The 15,859-nt window shown below is 44.4% G+C and carries 17 protein-coding genes; 16 read left to right on the top strand and 1 reads right to left on the bottom strand.

Annotated features, from left to right (window positions below; translation table 11 throughout):
* Window position 1: 1 nt before the first annotated feature.
* The 16 genes from JEQ21_RS01625 (at window position 2) to JEQ21_RS01550 (ending at window position 13,813) form a co-directional block, all read left to right on the top strand.
* Window positions 2-385 carry a hypothetical protein gene (locus JEQ21_RS01625; protein WP_199363692.1) on the top strand — a complete coding sequence of 128 codons (384 nt, stop codon included), beginning with the start codon at window positions 2-4 and terminating at the stop codon, window positions 383-385.
* Between the two features lie 218 nt (window positions 386-603).
* A complete protein-coding gene (locus JEQ21_RS01620; protein ID WP_199363691.1) occupies window positions 604-1,131 on the top strand; it encodes a biotin transporter BioY in 528 nt (175 codons plus the stop codon).
* A gap of 2 nt (window positions 1,132-1,133) precedes the next feature.
* Window positions 1,134-2,066 (top strand): bifunctional biotin--[acetyl-CoA-carboxylase] ligase/biotin operon repressor BirA, encoded by a 933-nt coding sequence (birA, locus tag JEQ21_RS01615; RefSeq protein WP_199363690.1) that lies wholly within the window; start codon window positions 1,134-1,136, stop codon window positions 2,064-2,066.
* A gap of 618 nt (window positions 2,067-2,684) precedes the next feature.
* Window positions 2,685-3,476: a trans-2-decenoyl-ACP isomerase gene (gene fabM, locus JEQ21_RS01610; RefSeq protein ID WP_199363689.1), complete on the top strand. Its 792-nt coding sequence runs from the start codon at window positions 2,685-2,687 to the stop codon at window positions 3,474-3,476.
* A gap of 115 nt (window positions 3,477-3,591) precedes the next feature.
* The gene (gene fabT, locus JEQ21_RS01605) at window positions 3,592-4,026 is read left to right on the top strand and encodes a fatty acid biosynthesis transcriptional regulator FabT (protein ID WP_199363688.1); all 435 of its coding nucleotides are present in this window, start codon (window positions 3,592-3,594) and stop codon (window positions 4,024-4,026) included.
* On the top strand, window positions 4,027-4,986 hold the full coding sequence (locus JEQ21_RS01600) for a beta-ketoacyl-ACP synthase III (protein WP_199363687.1): 960 nt from the start codon (window positions 4,027-4,029) through the stop codon (window positions 4,984-4,986).
* 212 nt (window positions 4,987-5,198) lie between these two features.
* Window positions 5,199-5,423, top strand: coding sequence for an acyl carrier protein (locus JEQ21_RS01595; RefSeq protein WP_196092214.1), 225 nt, complete (start codon window positions 5,199-5,201; stop codon window positions 5,421-5,423).
* Between the two features lie 137 nt (window positions 5,424-5,560).
* Window positions 5,561-6,517: an enoyl-[acyl-carrier-protein] reductase FabK gene (gene fabK / locus JEQ21_RS01590; protein ID WP_199363686.1), complete on the top strand. Its 957-nt coding sequence runs from the start codon at window positions 5,561-5,563 to the stop codon at window positions 6,515-6,517.
* Between the two features lie 11 nt (window positions 6,518-6,528).
* Complete coding sequence (gene fabD / locus JEQ21_RS01585; protein WP_199363685.1) at window positions 6,529-7,458, top strand: ACP S-malonyltransferase; 930 nt, start codon at window positions 6,529-6,531, stop codon at window positions 7,456-7,458.
* Window positions 7,458-8,192 carry a 3-oxoacyl-[acyl-carrier-protein] reductase gene (fabG, locus tag JEQ21_RS01580; RefSeq protein ID WP_199363684.1) on the top strand — a complete coding sequence of 245 codons (735 nt, stop codon included), beginning with the start codon at window positions 7,458-7,460 and terminating at the stop codon, window positions 8,190-8,192. Before fabD ends, fabG begins: the two co-directional genes overlap by 1 nt.
* Window positions 8,193-8,204: 12 nt before the next feature.
* The gene (fabF, locus tag JEQ21_RS01575; RefSeq protein ID WP_199363683.1) at window positions 8,205-9,437 is read left to right on the top strand and encodes a beta-ketoacyl-ACP synthase II; all 1,233 of its coding nucleotides are present in this window, start codon (window positions 8,205-8,207) and stop codon (window positions 9,435-9,437) included.
* A 2-nt stretch (window positions 9,438-9,439) separates the two neighbouring features.
* Window positions 9,440-9,898 carry an acetyl-CoA carboxylase biotin carboxyl carrier protein gene (gene accB / locus JEQ21_RS01570; protein WP_199363682.1) on the top strand — a complete coding sequence of 153 codons (459 nt, stop codon included), beginning with the start codon at window positions 9,440-9,442 and terminating at the stop codon, window positions 9,896-9,898.
* Entirely contained in the window at window positions 9,895-10,317 is a 423-nt protein-coding gene (fabZ, locus tag JEQ21_RS01565; RefSeq protein WP_199363681.1) for a 3-hydroxyacyl-ACP dehydratase FabZ, read from the top strand. Before accB ends, fabZ begins: the two co-directional genes overlap by 4 nt.
* Before the next feature lie 209 nt (window positions 10,318-10,526).
* On the top strand, window positions 10,527-11,894 hold the full coding sequence (locus JEQ21_RS01560; protein WP_199363680.1) for an acetyl-CoA carboxylase biotin carboxylase subunit: 1,368 nt from the start codon (window positions 10,527-10,529) through the stop codon (window positions 11,892-11,894).
* Window positions 11,895-12,177: 283 nt separating this feature from the next.
* Window positions 12,178-13,050, top strand: a complete 873-nt coding sequence (gene accD, locus JEQ21_RS01555; protein WP_199363679.1) for an acetyl-CoA carboxylase, carboxyltransferase subunit beta — start codon at window positions 12,178-12,180, stop codon at window positions 13,048-13,050.
* Complete coding sequence (locus tag JEQ21_RS01550) at window positions 13,040-13,813, top strand: acetyl-CoA carboxylase carboxyl transferase subunit alpha (protein ID WP_199363678.1); 774 nt, start codon at window positions 13,040-13,042, stop codon at window positions 13,811-13,813. Before accD ends, JEQ21_RS01550 begins: the two co-directional genes overlap by 11 nt.
* Window positions 13,814-13,860: 47 nt before the next feature.
* Here JEQ21_RS01550 and JEQ21_RS01545 read toward each other — a convergent pair whose 3' ends face one another.
* Complete coding sequence (locus JEQ21_RS01545) at window positions 13,861-15,321, bottom strand: NCS2 family permease (protein WP_199363677.1); 1,461 nt, start codon at window positions 15,319-15,321, stop codon at window positions 13,861-13,863.
* Between the last annotated feature and the right edge of the window lie 538 nt (window positions 15,322-15,859).

Below are 15,859 nucleotides of genomic sequence, written 5' to 3'. Positions count from 1 at the left end.
AATGAAGATTGAAAAATGGTTGTTAGTATTGGACTGGCTGGTAGGATTTGCCTTGCTTGGTCTCGCTTATTTTATAGATGATGATGGTTTTATGAGGAGTATGTTGGTAGTAATCCTTGTTTCTATCATCGGTCCTTGCTTTTTCAGATTGAAAAGTCGGCGCTTGAGTGCGGATCCTGAGGATTACCGTGGCCAAGATTCTTTTCGGCAATCCCTTTATCTGGCTATCGATTTTTTAATTCGTTTCAGCTTCCTTTTACTGCTGCCGATTTTTTTCTTCTTTTCCAAATGGTTCGACGGCTATAGTTACAGTTTGTTGTTCCTTTACCTTACTTATTGGAACTTGGCTCGGAAAGGGCGTCATGAAGCGGGGCGTTGGAAATAATGTTCGTTTGAAAAACCTGACTTTCGTAGGAAAGTCAGGTTTATTTTGACTCAGAAAAACCAAGGTGAACCACTCAGGTTAAAGGGATACACACCCCTTGCAAGGCTAGGGAAAATTGAGATGATGATGGCTTATTAGTAAACTTCATAGAAAATCAAGGTTGACAGTCTAGGATAAATCCCTTATAGTGGATATACTTTATCTCAAAGGAGTTTAGAATGTTTACAACACGAGATCTTACTAAGATTGGTCTGATGACGAGTCTCTTGATTGTGCTGGGCTTACTCCCGGCAATTCCGTTAGGATTTATTCCGGTCCCAATCGTCTTTCAAAACCTTGGGGTTATACTGGTTGGGGAGACTTTAGGAGCGAAAAAAGGGACTTTTACCATGTTGCTTTTTTTCCTGCTTGGTTTGGTGATTCCCGTTTTTTCAGGGAAATCAACGACTTTGACGGCACTAGCTGGTCCGACTGCGGGGTATCTTTTGGCCTGGGCTTTGGTTCCCTTATTCATGGGACTGATTCTCTCAAGGATTGAGCGAGTCACTTTTCCAATCCTTTTCTTAGTCACGATTCTGATTGGGGTTCTTTTTGTGGATCTTCTAGGTTCGATTTGGCTATCCCATGTAACGAATATGCCTCTTAGTCAATCCCTGATTTCCAATTTGGTCTTCATTCCCGGAGATCTCTTAAAAGCGTCTGTCGCAAGTCTGATGGCCTTTCGTCTTTCTGATGGGGAACTATAATTATGAAAACTTATGAAAAAATTTTCCAAGAACTCTCGACTGCCACAGATTTTGTGAGTGGTGAAGCGCTAGCGGAACAACTCCAAGTGTCACGCGCAGCCATTTGGAAGGCTATCAAACAGTTGGAAAAGCAAGGAGTTGTGATTGACAGTTTGAAAAATAGGGGTTACCGTTTGGTAGCTGGGGATCTCCTACTACCAGAAGCCATTGCGGAACAAACAGGGCTAGCTGTCTATCACAATTCAACCAGTTCCTCAACACAACTGGATGCCAAGCAGGGGATTGAGGCTGGAAATACAAGTTCCGCACTTTACCTGGCTCCGAGTCAAACAGCAGCACGTGGGCGATTCTCCCGTTCCTTTTTTGCGCCTGAAAGGGGAGGGATTTACATGAGCCTCCATCTGGAGCCACAGCTACCTTTTGACCAACTTCCAAGTTATACCCTCTTGATTGCGGCTAGTATTGTCAAGGCAATCCACAATCTGACAGGGATAGACACCAACATCAAATGGGTCAATGATATTTATCTTGGCAAGAAGAAGATTGCCGGTATTTTGACAGAGGCTGTCTCAGATGTCGAGACTGGAACCGTGGCCCATATCATCATCGGAGTGGGCATCAATTTCTATATACCAGAATTTCCAAAGGACCTGGAAGACAAGGCAGGCTCGCTTTTTACCAGTCAGCCCCAGATTAACAGAAACGATCTGATTGCAGAAATTTGGAAAAATTTTTTGACCAGTAAATCAGAAGATCTTTTTGACCTTTACAAAAAACACTCTCTAGTCCTAGGTCGTGAGATTTGTTACCAATTTCAAGGACAAAAACTGACGGCTACCGCAGTCGATGTTTTAAAAACTGGGGAGCTTCTTGTTGAAACCAGCACAGGAATCCAGAAGCTTTCCAGCGGGGAAATTAGCTTAAGCAAATGGTGAGAAAACAGAGAGTGGGACAGAACAATTTTTGCAAAAAAATTGTTCGTTACAAGTCTTTATTTCAAGTTGTAAGCTGAAACGGTTTCTCCCCAAACCGACCTCGCTCTTTTATTGTTAGGCTCGGGTTCAAACAGTCTCTCCTCAGACTGTTTGAATCCCACCTCCGGTCTAAAGGCATGTTGAATGCCTTTAGAGTTTCTAGATGAAATGAACGAAGTTCATGTCAATGTTGATTAGGTTGTTTTCTGGACTCAAAGAGTCAGGAGATGACTCTTTGAGTTTCTTGATAAGAGAACATGAAATGTTCTCTCAATAAAAGTGAACAATTGTTATTTGCTTCGCTCTCCTATCTGCACCTCAAACAGCCTTCTAGCTGTTTGACCGAATCAACCACTGCGTCAAAATTGTTTTCACTAATCAAAGTTTTAAGGCTGGAAGTTTTGCCCAGTCTTTTTTCGCCTTACTGGAAGCGGTCTTTCAATAATTTTACACTTCAAATGATTTATAGGGTAAAACTAAAAATTTTGTAAAAATTGTTGAGAATTTGTTCAACTTGTGGTAAAGTGTCTAATAAGGTTTGATAATCAAACCATTTAAGAATAAAAGGAAAGGGGTTTTATGGCATATTATGGAATTCTGATGGAAAAAACGGATGGGCTTGCAAGATTGACGCTAAACCGACCAGAAGTGGCAAATGGCTTTAACGTCCCCATGTGTGACAGTATCTTAGCAGCCTTAGCGGATGTCGCAAGCGATGAATCCTTGCGAGCGATGGTCATTCAGGCGGCTGGAAAAGTTTTTTCTGTTGGTGGTGATTTGGTTCAAATGAAGGAAGCTGTCGATAAGGACGATATCGATTCCCTGGTTCGCATCGCAGAACAGGTAAACGAAATTTCCTTGGCCTTAAAAAAATTAGGGATTCCTGTTATCATGCTGGTGGACGGTCCGGTTGCCGGTGCAGCTTTTAACATGGTCTTGGCTTCAGATTTCTGTATCGCATCTGAAAAATCCAAGTTCATCCAAGCTTTTGTGGGAGTTGGTCTAGCCCCAGATGCAGGAGGCTTGTTTCTCTTAACCCGCTCTATTGGCATCAATCGAGCGACACAAATTACCATGACAGGAGAAGCAGTCTCTGCAGAGAAAGCTCTAGACTGGGGCTTTGTCTATAAAGTTTGTGAGAGTGAGAAAGTAACCAAAGTAGCCGATCAGCTTTTGAAAAAGCTAGCTCGGGGATCCAAAAATACCTACCGAGCCATCAAGAGCATGGTCTGGGAAAGTGAATTTTCCGCCTGGGAAAACTATGCCAAGTTAGAGTTATCCTTGCAGAAGGAATTAGCTTTTACGGAAGATTTCAAGGAGGGTGTGAGAGCTCATTCGGAGCGACGCCGCCCCAAATTTTTAGGCAAATAGTTTTAAAATCAAATTATTTCGCAACAAAACCTTGCAAGGTGTTTCGCTATCTGTTATAGTTTGATTATCAAAGTTTTAACAACTTTGATAATCAAACACTTGCAGGAGGCCCATCATGGATTATCAACAAATCAATGACTACTTGGTTAATATTTTTAATAATGTTTTGATTATTGAGGAAAATAGTTTAAAAACGAGTCGTTTTAAGGACATATCAATTAAGGAGATGCACACCATTGATGAGATTGGTAAGAGACCTGATGTGACTCCAAGCGAGATTGCCCAAACCCTCATGGTGACTTTGGGGACTGTGACCACCAGTCTGAACAAGCTCGAGGCCAAGGGCTATATTGTGAGAACACGTTCTACCATTGATCGTCGTGTGGTTCATCTTGGCTTAACCAAGAAAGGACGATTGATTTACCGCTTGCATAGACGCTTCCATCGTGCCATGGTCACCAGTATTACCGACGGGATGGATCCAGCAGAGTTGGAAGTTATGCAACGGGGATTGGAAAAACTTCATCAATTCTTAGAGGAGCTTAAATAAATGGCTTTTGCAAAGATCAGTCAAGTTGCTCACTATGTTCCTGAAAAAATTGTCACCAACGAGGATTTATCTAAAATCATGGATACTTCGGATGAGTGGATTAGCAGTCGGACGGGGATTAGAAGTCGTCGTATTTCTACAGGGCAACAGACGAGTGACTTGGCGATTGAGGTAGCCCGAGACTTGTTGGCAAAGTCGGGTTATGCGGCGGAAGAGTTAGACTTCATCTTGGTCGCAACCATCACACCCGATTCGAATATGCCTTCAACCGCAGCACGTGTGCAAGCTGCTCTCGGTGCGGTAAATGCCTTTGCTTTTGACATAGCAGCAGCTTGTACAGGATTTGTATTTGCCCTCGCAACCGCTGAGAAGTTCATCAAATCAGGAACCTCTCAGAAAGGTCTGGTCATTGGCGCTGAGGTATTTTCCAAGGCGCTTGATTGGACAGATCGCCGAACAGCAGTCCTCTTCGGTGATGGTGCCGGTGGTGTTTTGCTTGAACGGTCAGAGACAGAGCATTTTCTAGCGGAAAAACTCTATACGGACGGAAGTAAAACTGGTCTAGAGTCTGGCATGACGACTGTGGCTAATCCCTTTTACCAGGGAACAGATGTGAATCCTTACTTGAAAATGGATGGCCGCGCAATCTTTGACTTTACTATCAAGACGGTTTCCAAGAGTGTGAAGGCCATGATTGAGGAGTCAGGGGAACCTGATTACCTCCTCTTGCATCAAGCCAATATCCGCATTTTGGATATCATGGCAAAGAAAATTGGTCTTCCGCGAGAAAAGTTTTTGGCCAATATGCAGCACTATGGCAATACTTCGGCCGCCTCTATTCCTATTTTGCTTTCGGAAAATGTGGCTAATGGGACTATTCCTATGAATGGAAATCAGAGACTCTTGCTTTCAGGCTTTGGTGGTGGCCTGACGTGGGGAAATATCCTCGTTTTAACGTAATTATACTCATTCCATTTCAAAATCTGAATGTGTTAATCCTATTCGCCGAACCCCTAGTTCTGCCTTCATCGGTGAAGGTGGCAAGCTATGCTTGCCTAATCGGCAAAAAAGATCAATCCAGTTTTCTGGATTAATCTTCGTTCCAGATTTCGAACTGTTTCGAGTTTTAAAAATTTTATTTATTTATTTATTTATTTTAAAGGAGAAAAATCATGGCAGTATTTGAGAAAGTACAAGAAATTATTGTTGAAGAGCTTGGTAAAGAAGCAGAAGAAGTAACGTTGACAACAACATTTGACGAACTGGACGCAGATTCATTGGATGTCTTCCAAGTGATCTCAGAAATTGAAGATGCTTTTGATATCCAGATCGAAACGGAAGATGGTTTGAGCAATGTGGGTGATTTAGTAGCTTACGTTGAGGAAAAAACAAAATAGTTGAAACGAGGTTGTGAGGTATCCTCATTGAAAATCTTGGGTTGATTTTTGATGGGGATTGGATCCAACCTTTCTTCTTAAAAAATACTTTAATTATCAAAGTATTTTTTAAGAAGAAATCAGATAAGGTAGAGAAAATGAACACAAAAATTACAGAGTTGTTAGGGATTACCTACCCAGTTTTCCAAGGTGGAATGGCTTGGGTAGCGGATGGAGATTTAGCTGGAGCTGTATCCAATGCCGGTGGTCTAGGGATTATCGGTGGAGGGAACGCCCCTAAAGAGGTTGTTAAGGCAAATATCGATAAGGTCAAAGCGATGACGGATAAGCCTTTTGGTGTGAATATCATGCTCCTGTCTCCCTTTGCGGATGATATTGTAGACCTTGTGATTGAAGAAGGGGTCAAGGTGGTTACAACAGGTGCTGGAAATCCAGGAAAATACATGGACCATTTTCACCAGGCGGGGATCAAGGTGATTCCTGTTGTTCCTTCCGTTGCCTTGGCCAAACGGATGGAAAAGCTAGGGGCTGACGCTGTGATAGCGGAAGGGATGGAAGCCGGAGGTCATATTGGTAAATTGACGACAATGACCTTGGTTCGCCAAGTTGTAGACGCAGTCACCATTCCTGTGATTGCTGCCGGAGGGATTGCGGATGGTCATGGGGCTGCGGCAGCCTTCATGCTTGGAGCAGAAGCCATTCAGGTTGGGACCCGTTTTGTGGTCGCAAAAGAATCCAACGCCCATCAGAATTTCAAAGATAAGGTCTTGAAGGCCAAGGATATTGATACGGTTGTTTCAGCATCCATTGTGGGGCATTCGGTCCGCTCGCTTAAAAATAAATTGACCACCACTTACGCCAATGCGGAAAAAGAGTTTTTGGCAGGATCCCGTTCTGCTGATGAAATTGAAGAGTTGGGGGCTGGTGCTCTCAGAAATGCAGTGGTGGATGGCGATGTTGTCAACGGTTCTGTGATGGCCGGTCAAATTGCAGGTCTGGTACGGAAGGAAGAAAGCTGTCAAGAAATCGTGGAAGATCTAGTGACAGGGGCTCGCGAGGTTATTTTAGAAGAAGCGAGACGCTGGGTAGAATAAGGAAACGAAGGATGTCAAAAAAAGGATTTCTATTTGCTGGTCAAGGGTCTCAGACTTTGGGGATGGCTAGTGATTTGTACGCGACTTATCCCATTGTTAAGGAGACCTTTGATCGAGCCAGTCAGATTTTAGGTTACGATTTGCGGGCCTTGATTGACGAGGATGAGGTCAAGCTCCATCAAACCCGTTATACCCAACTGGCCATTCTGGTAACCTCCCTGGCCATTTATCGTCTATTGGCGGAGCATGGGATAAAACCGGATATTGTAGCCGGCTTATCTCTAGGAGAGTATTCGGCCTTGGTGGCTAGTGGTGCTTTGGCTTTTGAAGATGCGGTAGCTCTTGTAGCCAAGCGTGGAGAATACATGGAGACTGCAGCTCCAGCTGGAAGTGGAAAAATGGTTGCTGTTCTCAATGCCGATCCGGCCTTGATTGAAGAAGCTTGCCAAAAAGCTTCTGCTAAGGGGATTGTCAGTCCAGCCAACTACAATACACCAAATCAGATTGTGATTGGAGGGGAAGTGGCAGCTGTTGATGAGTCCGTTTCCTTCTTGAAAGAACAAGGGGTCAAACGCTTGATTCCCTTAAATGTTTCGGGACCCTTTCATACGGCGCTCTTGAGGCCGGCTTCTGAGAAATTAGCGCTGGAGCTGGAGCGGATTCCCTTTTCAGCCTTTAAGATCCCCTTGGTTGGGAACACAGAGGCCAAGATTATGGAGGCTGATCAGATTCGGAGCCTCTTGGCTCGCCAAGTTATGGAGCCGGTTCGTTTTTATGATTCGATTGCAGCGATGAAAGACTTTGGCCTTGATGAGGTCATTGAGATTGGCCCAGGTAAGGTTTTGTCTGGTTTTTTGAAAAAAATAGATAAGGGGCTTCCCACCACATCGGTTGAGGATAGGGAAAGTTTTGAAGCACTGCTCAAGGGGAAGGGAAACTAATGAAAATTCAAAAGAAAAATGTTTTTGTGACGGGTTCGACTCGAGGGATTGGTTTAGCGATTGCGCATAAATTTGCGAGTTTAGGAGCCAATGTTATTTTAAATGGACGTTCAGTCATTTCAGAGAATTTACTGAATCAGTTTTCAGACTATGGTGTCAAAGTAGTGGCGATTTCTGGGGATGTCTCAGATGCAGCGGATGCAGAGCGGATGGTAGCGGAAGCGACAGCAGCTTTAGGCTCTGTGGATATTCTGATTAATAATGCAGGAATCACCACTGATAAACTGATTTTGAAAATGACGGAGGAAGATTTTGAATCCGTTCTGAAAGTTAATTTAACCGGAAGTTTTAATATGACCAAGGCGGTCTTGAAGCCTATGATCAAGGCTCGGCAAGGGGCTGTTATCAATCTGTCCTCAGTCGTGGGCTTGATGGGGAATGCTGGGCAGGCCAACTATGCGGCTTCTAAGGCTGGTTTAATTGGCTTCAGCAAGTCTGTCGCTCGTGAAGTGGCGGCGCGTGGTGTCCGGGTGAATGTGATTGCCCCTGGATTTATCGAATCCGATATGACGGATCAACTATCCGACAAGATGAAAACTGCGATGATGGCACAGATCCCGATGAAAGCCTTTGGTCAGCCGGAGCAGGTTGCCGATGTAGCTGTTTTCCTGGCCCAACAAGAGTATCTGACAGGTCAGGTGCTTGCGGTTGATGGCGGTTTAACGATGCAATAGAAGAGGTAGAAGATGACTAATAAGCGTGTGGTTGTAACAGGTTATGGTGTGACCTCCCCAATCGGAAATACACCTCAAGAATTTTGGACGAACCTTTATGAGGGGAAAATTGGGATTAAGCCCATTACAAAATTTGATGTATCTGAGATTGACGTGCAGAATGCTGGAGAGATTCAAGACTTTCCTTTTGATAAATATTTTGTAAAAAAAGATACCAATCGGATGGATCTGTACTCGCTCTATGCCATCTACGCTGCCATGGAAGCATTGGAAAATGCTGGTCTAGATATGGAGCAGGTGGATCGTGATCGGACGGGTGTCATTGTCTCCTCAGGGATTGGTGGTCTCCAGGAGTTGGAAGAACAAATTATCCGCATGAGTGAGCGTGGAATGAAGCGGATTAAGCCCATGTTTATCCCTAAGGCCTTGTCAAATATGGGAGCTGGGAATATTGCTCTCAAAATCGGGGCGCAGGGAGTGTGTAAGTCTGTCACAACAGCTTGTGCTTCCGCGAATGATGCGATTGGGGAAGCCTTCCGAGAAATCAAGTATGGTCATCAGGACGTGATTTTAGCCGGTGGTTCGGAAGCTTCTATTACCCGAATTGGGATTGGTGGTTTTAATGCTTTGACAGCTCTATCGACCACAGAGGATCCTGCTCGTTCGGCGATTCCTTTTGACAAAGATCGGAATGGCTTTGTCATGGGCGAAGGTGCGGGTGTACTCGTCATCGAGAGTCTGGAACACGCGCAAAAACGAGGAGCTACCATCTTAGCTGAGATTGTTGGCTACGGTTCCAATTGTGATGCCTATCATATGACCACGCCAACTCCGGATGGATCTGGCGCAGCCAAGGCCATCAAGCTTGCCTTAGATGAAGCCAAGATCCAGCCGGCGGATGTTGATTATGTCAATGCGCACGGGACCTCGACACCAGCCAATGAAAAAGGGGAAAGTCAGGCCATTGTCGCCGTTCTTGGAACAGAGGTTCCGGTGTCTTCGACCAAGTCCTTTACCGGTCATCTCTTGGGAGCAGCCGGTGCTGTTGAGGCTATCGCGACCATTGAAACGATGAGACATCGCTTTATTCCAAAGACAGCCGGGACACGAGAACTATCCGATGACATTCAAGCAAATGTCATTTATGGTCAAGGCTTGGAGGCAGAAGTGAACTATGCGATTTCAAATACATTTGGGTTTGGTGGACATAATGCTGTCTTGGCCTTTAAGCGCTGGGAGGGATAAGCATGAATATCAATGAAATTAAAGATTTGATGGCGCAATTTGATAGCTCCAGTCTCCGTGAATTTTCTTACAAAAACCACACGGATGAGCTGAGTTTTTCCAAAAATGAACAGGCCTCCCTAGCAGTAGTGGAGCAAAAAGCTCCCGTACAGACTGGTCAGCCAGCTGTTCCAGAAACCTCACCTGCTCAAGCAGAAGTTCTGGAGGAATCCGTGACTTCGGTTGAAGGTGACCTGGTCGAAAGTCCGCTTGTTGGGGTCGCCTATTTGTCCCCGGCCCCAGATAAAGAAGCCTTTGTCTCCGTAGGGGACACGGTTAAAAAAGGACAGACCATGCTGATCGTGGAGGCGATGAAAATTATGAATGAAATCCCGGCTCCCAAGGATGGTGTCGTGACGGAAATCTTAGTTGCAAATGAAGAAGTTGTCGAATTTGGAAAAGGATTGGTACGCATCAAATGATGGATCTGAATCAAATCAAAGAAGCACTGCCGCATCGTTACCCCTTTCTCTTAGTGGATCGGATTCTGGAAACCTCTGAAGATGAGATTGTTGCGCTAAAAAATGTCACCATCAACGAACCTTTTTTCCAAGGGCATTTTCCACAATACCCAGTTATGCCAGGTGTTCTTATCATGGAAGCTTTAGCGCAAACAGCCGGTGTCTTGGAACTGTCTAAGAAAGAGAACAAGGGCAAGCTGGTTTTCTATGCAGGGATGGACAAGGTTCGCTTCAAAAAACAAGTGGTTCCCGGAGACCAGCTGGTCATGACGGCTAAGTTTATCAAACGTCGTGGCACGATTGCGGTTGTGGAAGCCAAGGCAGAGGTTGACGGTCAATTGGCTGCTTCAGGGGTATTGACCTTTGCCATCGGTAACTAATACTCTTTGGGTTTCAAAACATGACTTTGTCAAGCCTCTTTGATGAACTGATTGATTGCGTGTTTCTACGCCTTATTCTTAATATTCAACAGGTCTCCTAGACCTGTTGAACGATCATCATCGGATTTCCTCGTCATTTTTTTTGAAATGCCGTGAGTATTCTGATTTTGAAATTTGTTAAGTATAACACTCCACCAAAGGAGAAGAAAATGTTCAAGAAAATTTTAATTGCCAATCGTGGGGAGATTGCCGTGCGGATTATTCGGGCGGCGCGTGAGTTGGGGATTGCAACCGTTGCGATTTATTCTGAAGCAGACGAGGAAGCTCTCCATGTTGCCTTGGCGGATGAGGCTGTTTGTGTTGGACCTGCTAAATCGACAGAATCATATTTGGATATGAAGGCTGTCTTATCTGCAGCGATTGTAACCCAAGCAGAAGCCATTCACCCTGGATTTGGTTTTTTGAGTGAAAACTCAAAGTTCGCAACCATGTGCGAGGAGATGAATCTTACATTTATTGGTCCTGCTGGCCAAGTCATGGATAAGATGGGCGATAAAATCAATGCCCGCTCCGAAATGATAAAAGCCAAGGTTCCTGTTATCCCAGGATCTGATGGCGAAGTGTTCACTGCGGATGAGGCCTTGGAAATCGCAGATCGACTGGGCTATCCGGTCATGCTCAAGGCATCGGCCGGCGGTGGTGGGAAAGGGATTCGAAAAGTAAAGAGCCAAGAGGATTTGGCGTCTGCTTTTGAGTCAGCTTCTCAAGAAGCCAAAGCTGCCTTTGGCAATGGAGCCATGTATATCGAAAAAGTGATTTACCCAGCTCGCCATATCGAGGTCCAGATTTTAGGGGATTCTTTTGGCAATATCATTCACCTGGGAGAACGTGATTGTTCCCTCCAGCGGAACAACCAAAAGGTTTTAGAAGAAGCACCATCAATTGCGATTGGAAAAACACTTCGGACCAAGATCGGTCAAGCAGCAGTACGGGCAGCCCGTGCCGTTAACTATGAAAATGCAGGAACCATTGAATTTCTCCTCGATGAGAAAAGCGGTGAGTTTTACTTTATGGAGATGAATACCCGTGTTCAAGTTGAGCATCCCGTAACTGAATTTGTGACCGGTGTCGACATCGTTAAAGAACAAATTCGTATCGCGGCTGGTCAAGAATTATCCTATAAGCAAGAAGATATTCAGATTACAGGTCATGCCATTGAGTGTCGGATCAATGCCGAAAATCCAAAATTTAATTTTGCACCCAGCCCCGGAAAAATCACAGATCTTTACCTACCGTCAGGCGGTGTCGGTTTGCGCGTGGATTCAGCGGTCTATCCAGGTTATACAATCCCACCCTATTATGACTCCATGATCGCCAAAGTCATCGTTCATGGTGAGAACCGTTTTGATGCACTTATGAAGATGCAACGGAGCCTCTATGAACTAGAGATTGAAGGGGTTGTCACCAATGTTGACTTCCAATTAGACCTCATTTCCGATGATCACGTGATTGCCGGTGATTACGATACCAGTTTTCTGATGGAACAATTTTTACCAGCCTATGCTGAAAAGGATTAGGGGGGGGAAGGACTTGCGTCCAGCCTCTTTTATTGATACTCATTACATTTTAAAATTTGAATATGTTAATCCTCTTCGCCGAACCTATTGATTGCGTGCTTTGCACACCTTATTGATAATATTCAACAGGTCTCCCAGATCTGTTGAACTATCTTCATCGGATTGAAGGCAAGCCAAGCTTGCTTAATTGCATATAAAGTTTAATCCAATTCCTGGCTTAAACTTCGTTTCAGATTTCGAACTGTTTCGAGTATGAAAAATGAAAGAGAGGAAAGGAGAATACATGGGACTATTTACTCGAAAAGAAAAATATATCCGTATCAATCCCAACCGTTCGGTTAGGCGGAAGGTGGAACGGGAGATGCCAGAAGTACCCGATGAACTCTTTGCCAAGTGTCCAGCCTGTAAATCGGCTATTTACCAAAAAGATTTAGGGCCTGCTAAGATTTGTCCAGCCTGTTCCTATCATTTTCGGATTTCAGCCCAGGAACGTTTAGCCCTCATGGTTGATGAAGGAACCTTTGAAGAGATGTTTACCGGTTTTGAAACAAAGGATCCTCTCGAGTTTCCCAACTATCGGAAAAAATTAGCAGTTGTAAAGGAAAAAACAGGATTGGATGAGGCGGTGTTAACAGGTAGGGCCAAGATTCGAGGACAAGAAACTGCCCTTGCCATTATGGATTCCAACTTTATCATGGCCTCCATGGGCACGGTTGTCGGAGAAAAAATTACCTGTCTTTTTGAATATGCCATTCAGGAAAAACTGCCAGTGGTCATTTTTACCGCATCAGGAGGAGCCCGCATGCAGGAGGGAATTCTTTCGCTTATGCAGATGGCCAAAATTTCAGCAGCAGTAAAATGCCATTCCAATGCAGAATTATTCTATCTCACAGTCCTAACCGATCCAACAACCGGCGGTGTTACTGCATCCTTTGCCATGGAGGGGGATATTATTCTTGCGGAACCCCAAACCTTAATTGGTTTTGCAGGTCGCCGTGTGATTGAATCAACTGTGCGTGAAAATCTCCCTGACGATTTTCAAAAAGCGGAATTTCTTCAGGAACATGGCTTTGTGGATGCCATTGTCAAACGGACAGACTTACCAGCTACAGTTGGACAATTATTGAATTTTCATGGGGGAGTAAATGACCAGTAAGGTAGCATATATTTTAAAAGAAGCTCGGAATCAAGGACGGTTGACAGCTCTAGATTATACCCAAGCGATTTTTGATGACTTTTTCGAATTACATGGAGACCGCAATTTCCGTGATGATACGGCAGTTATTGGGGGTATAGGAAAATTGGATGGACGAGCCGTAACGGTTGTCGGGATCCAAAAGGGAAAAAACTTCCATGATAATTTGAAGCGTAATTTTGGACAACCCCACCCAGAAGGTTATCGCAAGGCCCTCCGCCTGATGAAACAGGCAGAAAAATTTGGGCGTCCTGTTGTAACCTTCATCAATACCGCCGGTGCTTATCCAGGAAAAGGGGCTGAAGAACGTGGTCAAGGAGAAGCCATCGCCCGAAATCTTCTGGAAATGAGTAATCTGAAGGTGCCCATTATCGCCATTATTATAGGAGAAGGCGGCTCGGGAGGAGCCTTGGCCCTTGCCCTTGCCGATCAAGTTTGGATGCTGGAAAACACAACCTATTCCATCTTGAGCCCTGAAGGCTTTGCTTCTATTTTGTGGAAGGATGGAAGCCGAGCCACGGAAGCCGCTGAATTGATGAAGATGACAGCAGCCGACTTAAAAAATCAGGGAATTATTGATAAGATCATCCCAGAACGTGGCTATTTTTCCCGTGAGATTATCCAACTAATTAAGACCCAGTTGATGGATGAGTTGGCTCACTTATCGGCCCTCCCGACAGAGCAACTACTGGAAGACCGTTACCAACGGTTTCGGAAGTATTGATAGAAGCAAAAAAACGGACTTTCGCTCGAAAGTCCGTTTTAAAGTGGTTATAGTAAAGCCAAGATTACAAAGTTGAGAATAAAGAGTCCGGTTGCTCCCCAAAGGATTGGGTGAATTTCTTTAGCCTTACCAGTTGAAACCTTAACCAAGCAGTAGAAGATGAAGGCTGCTGCGATACCGTAAGAGATGGAGAAGCAGAGGGCCATAAAGAATGCTGCGAAGAAGGCTGGAAGAGCATCTTCGAATTGGCTCCAGTCAACATCCAAGAAGGAGGACACCATCATCACCCCGACAATAATCAAGGCTGGAGCAGTAGCTGCTGCTGGGACGATTCCGATAAATGGAAGGAGGAATGTTGAAAGGAGGAAGCAGACTGCCGTTGAAACAGCCGTAAGACCTGTGCGTCCTCCAGCGGAGATACCGGCTGCAGATTCAACGAATGTTGTTGTGTTTGAAGTTCCAAAGAGGGCTCCGATGGATGTCCCGATGGCATCGGCAAAGAGAGCTCTATCCATTTTGGAACTGAAGCCAGTAGAGTTTTCAAGTGCCTCTTCATCTTCCGCAGAGAAAATGCCAGTCTTGCGACCAGTTCCAATAAAGGTTCCGAGAGTATCGAAGGTGTCTGATAAACTAAAGGCAAAAATGGTCATCAGAACCAAAGGCAAACGACTAGTGTCGGCAAAGAGAGAAGAAAGACCACCAAAAGCTGCTAAGAAGGTTGTTCCCAATTCTCCAAAGGCTGTTCCCAAATTATTGTTGGCGAAATCAATGGTCGATAAATCAACCACTCCAAACGGAATTCCCGCTAAGGTCGTTGCGACAATCCCGATGAGAATCGCACCACGTACATTTTTGATGACTAAAACAGCTGTTAAAAGCAGCCCAAACACAGTTAAGAGGACACTTGCATCAGTGAAAGTGGAAATAGAAGGAACAACTCCACCCCCTGCAAAAACAGAAGTAACACCATTGGCAAAGGTTTCGGAAGTCGCTTCAGCAGGAGCAACTCCGTTGACAGTGATAATGTCTGAAGCTGAAGTAAGGAAGGTAATGAGATTGGAATTTTTGAAACCAAGGTAGGCTACAAAGACCCCAATCCCTCCACCGATCGCATGTTGGAGACTGACCGGAATTGCCTTGATGATGCTTTTCCGAACCTTGGTAACAGTGATGAAAACGTTAAAAAGACCACAGAGGAATACCATGGCTAGGGCTTCCTGCCAAGTAAAGCCGAGACCAATCACGACTGTGTAGGTAAAGAAGGCATTGAGCCCCATTCCTGGTGCCAAGGCATAGGGGACATTGGCGAATAGTCCCATCACTAAGGTTGAAACCGCACTGGCAATGATTGTTGCCAAGAAAACTGCTTGGGTTGGCATTCCTGCCACACTAAGTACACTCGGATTGACAAACAAAATATAAGACATGGCAAAGAAAGTTGTAATCCCAGCCATGACCTCAGTTGATACGGTTGTACCGTATTCTTTTAAATTAAAAAACCGTTCCACGGGTCGTTTCTCCTTTATTTACGAATGATAGTATCATTCTAACAAAAGAATGTTCGATTTTCAAGAGCGTAAGTGATTGAAAATATTATTTTCATACTTAAGGGCACCTCTAAAAACTAAACTCTTAAAAATTCGAACATTGATTTATCAAGATTTCTACGACATGATTTGATGCAAAACCGGAGTTTTTCGAGGTGCCCTTAAGAAGTTCACCCCATTCATTGTAATTGCCTCACAGAACCCAGAAATTTGAGATATGGCGGATGAGGTGATTGATATTGATAGATGAAGCTAAAAAAACTGAATCTGGTCTATGGGATAAAGTAGGCTTATTTATAATGTAAAGATTTTTAAAACTACATCAAAAGACTCTAGTGGAATGCAGCTCTACTAGGGTCTTTTGATGATCAAACTATAAATCAAACAGTTTCAGATAATCACTTCTGGTTGACAAAATGTGGGTAATGACAACGTTCTTTTTTCATCGTCGACAAAATACAAGGCAATATACTCTTTTCCAATTGTAAGGCCTCTTGTT

The organism is Streptococcus sp. 121 (assembly GCF_016458205.1).
Classification (GTDB): Bacteria; Bacillota; Bacilli; order Lactobacillales; family Streptococcaceae; genus Streptococcus.
This window is presented reverse-complemented; position numbering and strand designations above follow the sequence as displayed.

What these genes read in the sequence shown, in the direction of transcription:
- JEQ21_RS01625 (WP_199363692.1), top strand. Translation starts at nt 2, where the DNA reads ATGAAGATTGAAAAATGGTTGTTAGTATTGGACTGGCTGGTAGGATTT.
- JEQ21_RS01620 (WP_199363691.1), top strand. Translation starts at nt 604, where the DNA reads ATGTTTACAACACGAGATCTTACTAAGATTGGTCTGATGACGAGTCTC.
- birA (WP_199363690.1), top strand. Translation starts at nt 1,134, where the DNA reads ATGAAAACTTATGAAAAAATTTTCCAAGAACTCTCGACTGCCACAGAT.
- fabM (WP_199363689.1), top strand. Translation starts at nt 2,685, where the DNA reads ATGGCATATTATGGAATTCTGATGGAAAAAACGGATGGGCTTGCAAGA.
- fabT (WP_199363688.1), top strand. Translation starts at nt 3,592, where the DNA reads ATGGATTATCAACAAATCAATGACTACTTGGTTAATATTTTTAATAAT.
- JEQ21_RS01600 (WP_199363687.1), top strand. Translation starts at nt 4,027, where the DNA reads ATGGCTTTTGCAAAGATCAGTCAAGTTGCTCACTATGTTCCTGAAAAA.
- JEQ21_RS01595 (WP_196092214.1), top strand. Translation starts at nt 5,199, where the DNA reads ATGGCAGTATTTGAGAAAGTACAAGAAATTATTGTTGAAGAGCTTGGT.
- fabK (WP_199363686.1), top strand. Translation starts at nt 5,561, where the DNA reads ATGAACACAAAAATTACAGAGTTGTTAGGGATTACCTACCCAGTTTTC.
- fabD (WP_199363685.1), top strand. Translation starts at nt 6,529, where the DNA reads ATGTCAAAAAAAGGATTTCTATTTGCTGGTCAAGGGTCTCAGACTTTG.
- fabG (WP_199363684.1), top strand. Translation starts at nt 7,458, where the DNA reads ATGAAAATTCAAAAGAAAAATGTTTTTGTGACGGGTTCGACTCGAGGG.
- fabF (WP_199363683.1), top strand. Translation starts at nt 8,205, where the DNA reads ATGACTAATAAGCGTGTGGTTGTAACAGGTTATGGTGTGACCTCCCCA.
- accB (WP_199363682.1), top strand. Translation starts at nt 9,440, where the DNA reads ATGAATATCAATGAAATTAAAGATTTGATGGCGCAATTTGATAGCTCC.
- fabZ (WP_199363681.1), top strand. Translation starts at nt 9,895, where the DNA reads ATGATGGATCTGAATCAAATCAAAGAAGCACTGCCGCATCGTTACCCC.
- JEQ21_RS01560 (WP_199363680.1), top strand. Translation starts at nt 10,527, where the DNA reads ATGTTCAAGAAAATTTTAATTGCCAATCGTGGGGAGATTGCCGTGCGG.
- accD (WP_199363679.1), top strand. Translation starts at nt 12,178, where the DNA reads ATGGGACTATTTACTCGAAAAGAAAAATATATCCGTATCAATCCCAAC.
- JEQ21_RS01550 (WP_199363678.1), top strand. Translation starts at nt 13,040, where the DNA reads ATGACCAGTAAGGTAGCATATATTTTAAAAGAAGCTCGGAATCAAGGA.